Source organism: Galactobacter sp., assembly GCF_022712295.1.
Taxonomy (GTDB): Bacteria; Actinomycetota; Actinomycetes; order Actinomycetales; family Micrococcaceae; genus Galactobacter.
On sequence record NZ_JALAGT010000158.1, the window covers coordinates 1 to 9,230 of the forward strand.

General features: G+C 64.6%; 14 protein-coding genes. 5 read left to right on the forward strand and 9 right to left on the reverse strand.

Features of this window, described 5'->3' with window-relative positions:
• A partial coding sequence (locus tag Q0A15_RS11545) for a DUF222 domain-containing protein (RefSeq protein WP_367273390.1) occupies positions 1 to 1,874 on the reverse strand: 1,874 nt, incomplete at its 3' end.
• A gap of 593 nt (positions 1,875 to 2,467) precedes the next feature.
• Here Q0A15_RS11545 and arfB point away from each other — a divergent pair.
• Positions 2,468 to 2,905 (forward strand): alternative ribosome rescue aminoacyl-tRNA hydrolase ArfB, encoded by a 438-nt coding sequence (arfB, locus tag Q0A15_RS11550; RefSeq protein ID WP_291279678.1) that lies wholly within the window; start codon positions 2,468 to 2,470, stop codon positions 2,903 to 2,905.
• Between the two features lie 108 nt (positions 2,906 to 3,013).
• Here arfB and Q0A15_RS11555 read toward each other — a convergent pair whose 3' ends face one another.
• On the reverse strand, positions 3,014 to 3,214 hold the full coding sequence (locus tag Q0A15_RS11555) for a hypothetical protein (RefSeq protein ID WP_291279679.1): 201 nt from the start codon (positions 3,212 to 3,214) through the stop codon (positions 3,014 to 3,016).
• A gap of 60 nt (positions 3,215 to 3,274) precedes the next feature.
• Here Q0A15_RS11555 and Q0A15_RS11560 point away from each other — a divergent pair, with 60 nt between their 5' ends.
• Complete coding sequence (locus Q0A15_RS11560) at positions 3,275 to 3,430, forward strand: hypothetical protein (protein ID WP_291279680.1); 156 nt, start codon at positions 3,275 to 3,277, stop codon at positions 3,428 to 3,430.
• 73 nt (positions 3,431 to 3,503) lie between these two features.
• On the opposite strand, the gene Q0A15_RS11565 is transcribed toward Q0A15_RS11560, so the two are convergent.
• Positions 3,504 to 3,956 (reverse strand): hypothetical protein, encoded by a 453-nt coding sequence (locus Q0A15_RS11565; RefSeq protein WP_291279681.1) that lies wholly within the window; start codon positions 3,954 to 3,956, stop codon positions 3,504 to 3,506.
• Between the two features lie 83 nt (positions 3,957 to 4,039).
• Positions 4,040 to 4,615, reverse strand: coding sequence for a GNAT family N-acetyltransferase (locus Q0A15_RS11570; RefSeq protein ID WP_291279682.1), 576 nt, complete (start codon positions 4,613 to 4,615; stop codon positions 4,040 to 4,042).
• Between the two features lie 115 nt (positions 4,616 to 4,730).
• Between Q0A15_RS11570 and Q0A15_RS11575 the strand changes: the two genes are divergently transcribed.
• From Q0A15_RS11575 to Q0A15_RS11585, 3 genes are all read left to right on the forward strand, one after another.
• Positions 4,731 to 5,351, forward strand: coding sequence for a GyrI-like domain-containing protein (locus tag Q0A15_RS11575; protein WP_291279683.1), 621 nt, complete (start codon positions 4,731 to 4,733; stop codon positions 5,349 to 5,351).
• A gap of 68 nt (positions 5,352 to 5,419) precedes the next feature.
• A complete protein-coding gene (locus tag Q0A15_RS11580) occupies positions 5,420 to 5,677 on the forward strand; it encodes a hypothetical protein (RefSeq protein WP_291279684.1) in 258 nt (85 codons plus the stop codon).
• Positions 5,678 to 5,709: 32 nt separating this feature from the next.
• The gene (locus Q0A15_RS11585; RefSeq protein WP_291279685.1) at positions 5,710 to 6,507 is read left to right on the forward strand and encodes an SRPBCC domain-containing protein; all 798 of its coding nucleotides are present in this window, start codon (positions 5,710 to 5,712) and stop codon (positions 6,505 to 6,507) included.
• 36 nt (positions 6,508 to 6,543) lie between these two features.
• Here Q0A15_RS11585 and Q0A15_RS11590 read toward each other — a convergent pair whose 3' ends face one another.
• The 5 genes from Q0A15_RS11590 to Q0A15_RS11610 all read right to left on the reverse strand — a co-directional run.
• Positions 6,544 to 6,771, reverse strand: coding sequence for a hypothetical protein (locus tag Q0A15_RS11590; RefSeq protein ID WP_291279686.1), 228 nt, complete (start codon positions 6,769 to 6,771; stop codon positions 6,544 to 6,546).
• A gap of 75 nt (positions 6,772 to 6,846) precedes the next feature.
• Complete coding sequence (locus Q0A15_RS11595) at positions 6,847 to 7,056, reverse strand: hypothetical protein (RefSeq protein WP_291279687.1); 210 nt, start codon at positions 7,054 to 7,056, stop codon at positions 6,847 to 6,849.
• Positions 7,057 to 7,065: 9 nt separating this feature from the next.
• Positions 7,066 to 7,650 (reverse strand): hypothetical protein, encoded by a 585-nt coding sequence (locus Q0A15_RS11600; protein ID WP_291279688.1) that lies wholly within the window; start codon positions 7,648 to 7,650, stop codon positions 7,066 to 7,068.
• A gap of 90 nt (positions 7,651 to 7,740) precedes the next feature.
• The gene (locus Q0A15_RS11605) at positions 7,741 to 8,601 is read right to left on the reverse strand and encodes a hypothetical protein (RefSeq protein WP_291279689.1); all 861 of its coding nucleotides are present in this window, start codon (positions 8,599 to 8,601) and stop codon (positions 7,741 to 7,743) included.
• A 79-nt stretch (positions 8,602 to 8,680) separates the two neighbouring features.
• Positions 8,681 to 9,230: YdcF family protein (locus Q0A15_RS11610; protein ID WP_291279690.1), on the reverse strand; the 550-nt coding region annotated here is incomplete at its 5' end.

The window sequence follows — 9,230 nt, forward strand, 5'->3', positions numbered from 1 at the left end:
AGACCTACATTCTGCCCCGTTCTCGTAGTGGTTGGGACAGGGTAGGTCCTGGTGTGGTTGGCGTCCTTGATCAAGTTGTGGGCCGCACAGAGGCCCTGTCCATTCCCGAAGCTGGTCGCTCCGCCCTCGGCATGGGGCTCAATGTGATCCAAATGTCGGATGGCCGAGTCGCAATACGGATGGCGACAGAATCGATCTCGTGTAGCGATCATCTGGGCCAGCCCGTCAGGGAAGGTGCGTGACTTCGATTCCATGGCGACCCGCCCGCCGGAAACCGGTGAGGTGTAGAGACGCTTGAGTGTGGCCGCGTGATGGGAGGCGGCGTGGGCCACCAACTCCCGCGCCAGGTCTGCCGGCACGGGGCCCAATCCAAAGAGTTCTGCAGGGCTGTCCGTGATGCCGAACAAGGACAAATCCGTGATTACCAAGTTGACTTGGATCCCGATACCCGGGGGCACACTGGCTGCGCTGACCGACGTTGCTCCACAAGCTCCGGGGCCTCCGCCGCCGTCGGGGTTGCGAAGGTGCTTCTGGAAGGCCTCCAACGCCCACTGAGCTTCCATCGCGTCGTCGTCAGGGGATGCCGCCGGCGCATCCTCCGTCTCAGCCATGCCGCGCCCTTCCAACCCGCGCTCTTCCAACCCGCGCGGTTCAAGTGCGTCGGTGGCACCATCCCACGGCGCAGGCGCGTGTTCGCGGCAGTCACCGGCCTCACCCCACGGGGCAGATGCGTGTTCCCGAAGACCGGTGGCATCGTCCCAAGTGGCAAGTGGCTCCTTTTGAGAGCCGGTGGCAGCAGCCGAACCGTGAGTTCGGATGCGGTGGACCTCATTGAAACCGGGTGGCCTCTGGCCGGTTGCACGAGCCCAGGCCAGAACGATTCCGGTGAGGAGGTCGGCCTTGATCTGTCCCGGAGTGCGATCGTCTCCGGCGTTCTTCCGCTTCCGCGCGTAGGCGCTCAGGATCGCTTCCACACCTTGTCCGGCGGCACCCGGCAGGACGGCGGTGAGTTGCATGAGTCCATCGGGCTTCGCTTTGGACTGCACGTGCCTGGTCCCAACTGCTGCTCGGGCCTTCTCCGCGGCTCTCTCCGGTTCCAGCCGAGCCGAAACCGCCTGGAGGCGTTCCCTCCACTCTCGCACGCCAACCTTCCCGGCCACTTCCGCCAGGCCCTGGTCTGCAGCGGACCGCCCACCGCCGGTGAACGTCTTGGTCTCCTCGAAGAAGCACGAGACCTTGTCCTCGTCCACCACCCCAGCGCACCACGCCTTGAACAGTTGTGGGGCCTGCTCCGGGCATGCCATCGCGGCGTCCACCAGCCGACGGGCCTTGGCCCGGTTGAGGCCGCGATGCAGCCCAACGTCCCTTGCTGTTTCGGCCAGCACCCCGCGCGCAGATTTCTTGTCTTCCATTCGCTGCGCCGTCCGCGTAGACACCACGTGCGCCGTCAGAATCGCCTGAACCGCTTCCAGCATCCGTTTGGTTTGCTCGATCTGTTCCAGCCCGGCCAGAGCATCAGCTACCGACAGGGCCGGGTCAACAGGCCTGACCGGTTGACCGGTAGACAGCTTTTGCCCCGCAGGCCCCGGTTGACCCGCAGACAGCTTCGGTGGCTCGTCACGTGGTGGTCCGGAGCCCTTCTGCGGCGCTTCCCGGTCTTCTACCGACCGGTCTTCTACCGAGCAAACTGCGTACAGACCAGTGCTCAAGTAGCCGATCAGCCCTTCAACTGTGGCCTTCGCTGCAGTCACCTCCGAAAGCGCTTCGTCATGAAACACGGCAGCCTCACCAGCGGTCCGGGCCTCATCGGAAGCGCCAGTCACCGCCTGGTTGCGACTTGTCCCCATCCCCCGGGAACTCCCCTTGTGTTCCATGCCACAATATTACTCCACTAACAACCGAGGTCAACCCTTGCGGGAGATTTATTTCCGTCTTCCTTGGCGTGGCGTCACGGGAAGCCGCGACGAACCTCAGCAGGCAACCACCGAACATCGAAGGAACCCGCCGAGACCAGACCAGAATCGTCTTCGTACCGCTTGTTTTCGGGGATCCAGACGCCCAAGAGCCCTTTCCACCACGCCATCCGCCCCAACGGGTTCACCCCTTCCGCACACCCGGCAGGAGCCAACCAACGAGAGAAACCGCCTACACCCCACCCGCAAGAAGTCTTCCTGAAGCACCAAGAAACTAAGGCGCGCGCGAGTGGCCACGCAGAGCCTCGGCAGATGAATTAAATTACAACGCACTAATATTATCCAGAAGGTCATGTAGACCCTCCGGATCACCCAGTTGAGGCTGCACGAAGGGGCCCAATCGTGGTGCCCCACCCTCACCCACTCATGGTCGCGCCAGGGTGTGACAGTTTGCTTATGGTCGCGTTCGAACCTTTGCCTGCGGTCGCGTCTGTCAACGGACGAGTGCGGCGACAGACGCGTACGACAACGGCCAAGGTGGCAGACTCGGAGCCATGGATGATCTCGTCGTGCGCCCTGGGCCGGGCAACCCGAACGGGCTCACGATCCCAGCATCCGACCTGACGGAGCAGTTCAGCCGCGCCTCAGGGCCGGGCGGCCAGGGCGTCAACACCACTGACTCCAGGGTTCAGCTCAGCCTGGATCTCTCACTTACCGGGGCTTTCAGTGACGATCAACTCCGCCGACTGCTCAAGAGCCTCGCCTCGAAGCTCAGCGGCACCACGCTGATGGTGGATGCCGCGGAGTTCCGTCACCAGCGGCGCAACCGCGCTGCTGCGCGGCAGCGGATGGCGGAACTCATCCGGGAGGCCCTGATCCCACCCATCCAGCGCAAGGCCACCCGCCCCACCAAGGGCTCCAAACGTCGTCGGTTGGAAGCCAAGCACCAACGATCCGAGGTCAAGCAGAATCGGCGCCGCCCCACCTACTGACAATCCCGGTCACGTCGAATTGACCGTAGGACGGGCGGCGCCGGACGATGCGAGGATGCAGGGCGGAGCGGTGATCGGGGCGACGATCAGTCCAGCCGCACGGAATCCTCACTTCCCATCGGCGAGCCAGGCATCGTAGTAGTTGGGCACCGACAGGCCGTCGAAGGTCACCCCACGCAATCTGGGTGACTGTAGATAGATGCGCTGGATGATCTGTTCGAGCGGCACGAAATATCCCTGCGAAAGGACGTAGCGCTGCAACTCAGCGAGCTTCTCATCGCGAACCTTCTCGTTGCTACCGGAAGCCACCTGCGCAGACAACTCGTTCAGGAGGATGCGTCAGACGGATTCGTGATCGGAGGATCAGTGGTGCCAACCGATCTCGACGAGTTCGTGGAACGTGTGGTTCCCCTGCTGCAGGAACGCGGCTCATTGCGCCACGACTACGAGGGCAGCACGCTGCGTTCCAACCTGGGGATTCCCATTCCTGAGCGCGGAGCCACCACGCAGGCCATCTACGCCTGAGCAGCACCGGCGACCGGGCAACCGGCGGTCCCTGGGTTCGCTGGGTTCAATGGGATCGTTGGGCCAAGCCGCGTCATGACTCGTGACGCCCCGCGGAGATGTCCACCTCTTCCCAATCCGCATCGCAGGCCTGCGCCGGGCAGCCTTCCCAGTGGTTGGAGAAGTCCTTGACGATGGCCAGACCGACCTCCACCTCGTACTCCTCGTCCACGGAACCGTTGACGCGCGCCGCCGCCTCTTCCACAGCGAGGGTGAAGAAGCGGCAGACCGCCTCATAGCGCCACAGCCGCATGGTGACCCGAATGACGTCGCGGTGGCTGATCCTGTCTGGATTCCGCGAGCCTAGGAAGGCCCATTCCTCGGTGATGGTGTCGCGGTCAGGAGCGGCGCCGCATTCGCACCAGTCCTCGCCAAGCGGTTCCTCTTGCCACGGGTCGTGGATGATGCGGTGACGGTCAGGGGCTTCCATCGGAACCCGGACGGGGTCCTGGACCGGGGCCTCAAGTGCATCGAACAGGGCGGACATGATGTCCTCGCTTCCCGCGCATCCGTGTGACGCGCCTCACCATCATGCTGGCCCCGGCCTCTGACACTTTGGTCGCAAGTGCATCATCGACCTTGCAGCGCGGTCCGACGCTGTGCCTCCCATTCCCGACGCAAGATCGAGTACAACCACGAATCCGAGGTGACGCCGTCCACGACGCAGTTCTCCCGCAGGGTGCCCTCGAGTGTGAATCCCAGCTTCTCCAGCACCCGGGCCGAGGCCGGATTACGCGTGTCCACCTCTGACTGCACACGGTTCAGGTCCAGCGTGTCGTAGGCCCAATCCAACACAGCGACGGATGCTTCTGTGGCGTACCCCTGTCCCCAGTTCTCCGGAAGGAAGCAGTAGCCGAGTTCGCCGGTCTTGAACTCCGGATTCCAGGTACTGAAGGTGCACCAACCGAGGAAGCGTGCTTCCTCGGTGAGGTCAACTGCCAGGTACACCGCGCGTTCCTCGTCGGCGGCTCGTTGGCTGCGTTCCAGGAATCTCGCGGCCTGCTCGGGCCGAACCCAGGGGGAAGAATCCCAGTACTTGAGCGTGTCGGCATCGCTATGGAGTCGGTACAGCTCTCCGCCGTCCTGGTCGGTGAAGCGACGCAGAGTCAGTCGGTCGGTGCGGAGAGCCGGAATGGTGAGTCCCATCTGCCTATCGTGCCACGATGGGGCTACACGCTTCCGGCGCGAGGACCCACCGGGGCGACACCCCGCCGACGAGTGCGCGCGAGCCCGCACGAACAGGCACGAGAGGACCAGAATCGTGGAACCGAAGATCGACTTCAAGAAGTCCCTTGACCGGTATCGCGGCAAGGTAGGCGGGTTCCGATTGTTGACGGTGCCCCACGTCAGGTATCTGATGGTCGATGGGCACGGCGACCCCAATACCGACGCCGCCTATCCGGAGGCACTCGGCGCCCTTTACCCCGTTGCGTACAAACTCAAGTTCATCAGCAAGCTCCAGCATGGGCGGGACTACGTGGTGCCCACGTTGGAGGCACTGTGGTGGGCCAAGGACATGGACTCGTTCACGCAGGCGCGCGACAAGTCGCAATGGGACTGGACCATGATGATCATGGTGCCCGACTGGCTGAACGCAGATGACGTTCACGCTGCGGTCGAGGCCGTGGGACACAAGGCTCCACCGCCACGATTGGACGCCGTTCGCCTGGACGCTCTGGACGAAGGCTTGTGTGTTCAGACCCTGCATCGCGGCCCATTCGACGACGAGGGGCCGGTGCTGGAGCAACTGCATCACGACTACGTACCGACTAACGGTCTGCGCTTGACCGGAAAGCACCACGAGATCTACCTGACCGACCCGCGCCGGAGCGCACCCGAGCGGCAACGGACCATCCTTCGCCAGCCCGTGACCACGGTCTGAGCCGGCTCGCCGGCCGACGCAACGGCTGGCCCGACGACCGGCTCGTGCTGGACGCGTGGTTCAGCGCAATGGACGCCGCGCGTGCGCCGTCCGTGACCATCAACGCGGCCCTCGGTTGTGCACGCGATGTCATCCTGGCGCAGCGCGGCGCCGGACACTCCCAGGACCTGCAGCCGACCGGCCTCGTGGAGGATTCCACGAGTCAGGGCTTGTCGGCTTTGTGGGCCGTGGCCGCGGCGCGAACCTCCACGGCGGAGCCGGAACAACTCGACTTCGCTCTGGGCGTGATCGTGAGAGGACTCGAGGCAACCCTGACAACCCCTTGATAGGTGACCACAGAGTCACCTATTGTTGCGCCATGGACGACGATCGGACCGCACGCACCATCCGCGCGCTGGCCGATGCGCATCGGCAGGCGCTGTTGGACAGCCTGCGAGGCGACGACGGCCAATCCGTGAGCCAGCTGGAGACGGCCCTGCCGATGCTCGGCAGGCATGCCGTGCTCAAGCACCTGCGCGTACTGGAGGAAGCGGAACTCGTCACGACCCACAAGGTCGGCCGCCGGCGCGTCGTGCATTTGAATCCCCCGCCGATCGTTGAGCTGGCCCAGCGTTGGCTCGACGACTATGCCGCCTTCACCGGGACAGCGCTCACCCGGCTGCGCGACCACCTCGAATCCGAGCGCACCGCCGAAGGAGCAACCATGTCCCCCGAAACCCGTACCCTCGTCGCCAGCATCGTCATCGAAGCCGAGCCCGATCGCGTCTGGCAGGCACTCACCGACCCCGAACAGTCCAGGCGCTGGTTCTTCGGCGGGCTCGTCCAGAGCAGTTGGGAGGTCGGCGAACCGATCGAATGGGCCAACGCCGCGGGTGACTCTCTCATCGCCGGGACGATCACCGACCTTGTTCCCAGCGAGCGCCTGGCCCACACCTTCAGCGCCACCTGGTCGCCGGAGACCGCAGCAGATCCTGTGTCCAACTACGAGTGGGTACTGACGCCCATGGGTGAATCCCTGACCCGCGTCACCGTGACCCACACGAATGTGCCGGCCGGGACCGCCACCGCCGAGCAGGTGGACGGCGGGACGTCACTGGTCATCTCGTCCCTGAAGACCTTCGTGGAGGCGGGACGGACGTTGCCGGGGATGGGCTGAGGAGCAGTCGTTGTCGGCCCGCGGCGCCGGACGCCATCAGGACTGACGCACGACGCCGCGTGGCCACTCACCGGTCTCGCGGAACCTTCGCACCGCCGTCGCGGCGATGGCGAGATCGAGGTGAGTGACCTGGTCCTGGCCCTGAAGGACGGAGCCGGATCGCTTGTCGATCACGATCTTCCGGTCCGGATCCACATCCGGGCGCCAGTATGTGACCGTGTCCCCGGTCTCACCGACCCACTCGGCGCGCACGTTCACTGCCACGGTGCACTCCTCAGGTCTGGGCTCAGCTTGATGCTTCACCCTACTTTGTTCACACCGCTCGCGCCTCGAAGATCATCACGGGTTGGCTCCCGTCGAACGGGGTCCGGTCCCAGTCGCCCAGACGGCCGACGCCCAGAAACCGGCGTTGGCCAGGTGACGCGTGATCAGTTCGGCGCCGTGGGTTTCGGCGAGCGCCCTGAAGTAGTCATGGTCCGACCCGTCCGGGTTGTCCTCGTCGTACAGCGCGACGATGCGCGGGTCGTAGTCGCTCTTCCGGTGCTCCATGTCCTCAGCTCAGTTGCCCCGTCCCAAGATCACCCAGAGCACCACCGCGATGGGGACCACGACGGCTGCCCACATTCCGGCGACGGACAATAGCTCGGCCGAATTGACGGCGCCCCTCCATCGTCGTCTGGCCTGGGATGGCGTGAGAGGTTCGTGGATCACCAGCGGCTCCGGACCGTGATTCTCAAGACTACTGACGAGTCCAGACCCGCGCGGACTGAACGATGCGACAGTTCGCCCGTCCTGTCGCAGGAGGATTCTCACTGTCGTCGACGCGGAGGTACCCCGGGACGGCAGCAACAACCTCTTCAGCACCACGACCTCATCGAGGTCAGCGAAGCGGACCTGCCGACGCGGACCGAGAACCCGACGGATACTCACGGCCTGGTCATCGGCTGTGGCCTCGACGAAACGCGGGAAGAACATCAACGCGACGACAAGCATGACGCAGGCCACGACACAGATGACGGCTGGCCACACGCTCGCATCCGACCAGGGGCCCACCTCGGACCACACGATGACGAACCAGGCGGCGCAGGCCACGGCCACCAGGAAGGTCACCGCGAGGAAGATTCGAGCAGCGAAGATCGACACCCTGGTCCTTTCATCTTCATCATCAGAGCATCCCTGGGCCCGCACTCAGTAAGGTGCATGATTTCGATCCGTGGCCCCGCAGGTCGTTGCTCATTCACGGTCGTTACGCTGCGATTCGAGTCCGGCCCGAATACCGGGCAAGTCCCCGCCCAGAACTCCTTCGGTCAAAGCCAGGGTGTTCAGAACCAGTCGTTCTGCATGCGAGAGTGCGACAGACACGTCGGTGCCCCACAACCCGTCCAGGTCCTCGTCGAAGCGCTCCGGCAGCAGGGCACACTCTCCGAGTAGGGAGTACTGCCATTTGGCGATCCGGTGTGGCCGGTAAAAACGATTAGCCGCGAGAACCGCATGGAACACCGCCCGGCCAACCGACGCAAGCAGACCGCGAACTGCGATCACATCCCCGCGTTCCACCAGTGCCGTCCGGACGTTCCAGCCCGGCAGTGAATGCGGCGACAATTCGTGCTCGACGATCGAGGCCACGACCTGGTCCAGCATGGGTTCGATCCGTTGCCGCCACGCCTCCACCGTGTCCCCACCACTCAGGACTCGCGACCTGGTCATCGAAGCGAATCGATATTGAGTGGCGTCAGAGATAGTCCCGTGGTCATGCATGTCGGCGATCATGGCATCCACGGACGCACACGTGAAGTTGCTGATCGTCACGTCGAGACCGTCCAGCACGTAGTCCTCACTGAACTCCTGGTCCGCCTGGTCGTATGGCCAGAGGGTCGTGAGGTCGGCGCCGAGCGCGGAGATGGGAGCCAAACGCTCCGAGTCGCTGGGAGCGTGATCCCAGTAGCAGTCGATCTCCAGGTCCGACCAGCGATCCGCGAGCCCTGCGCCCACGGACCCGGCCACGAAGAATACGTCCAGTGAGGCGCCCGTCGGGTAGGCGTCGAGGATGCGCCGCGCGATCACCAAGCGTTTCTTGGCGTGCGGATTCCCCATCGAGCCAGATTAGCAACCCGCGTGGCTACGCCACGTGAGTGGCCGACGGCGGGTGCCAACCGCCGTCGGGCATGGCACCTCAGGTTGGGCCGCCTGCCGCGATGATCCGTTTGGCCTGGCTGAGCGCCCGCAGCCCGTAGATGGCGGAGAAGGGCTTAAGAAGTGCCCACTCGCCCAGCCGAAAGTCCTTGGCACGGACCAACCGAGCGGCCAGGTCCGGACGAAGGGCAGTCAGGTAGAGCCGCGCCTTGAGAGCGTGCAGTGGGTCCGATGCGAAGACGATCCCGGCTGCGTCCTCGATCAGCGGGATCACGTTGAGCACGTTCTCCCAGGTGGACGTTGAGGCGGTCTCCAGCTCGACCTTGCCGGTCCAGCCCCGCTCCCCCACGGCGTATCGCGCCAACAGTTGAGCCTCGCTGATGCCTGTACTGCCCGGGTCCCCACCGCAGCAGATCAGGGTGGGGCGGTGCATTCTCGAGGCGGAGCGCAAGGCGGTGCCGACGCGCCAGCGATTGCGCGCATTCGCGCGTTCGGTGCCGCGGTTTCGAAAGCCGAACCCGACGCCGGCTTCAGAGCCGCTGTTTGTGGTCGGCGGCGGCGGCCCACTGCCCAGCAGACTCCGCGAGGCC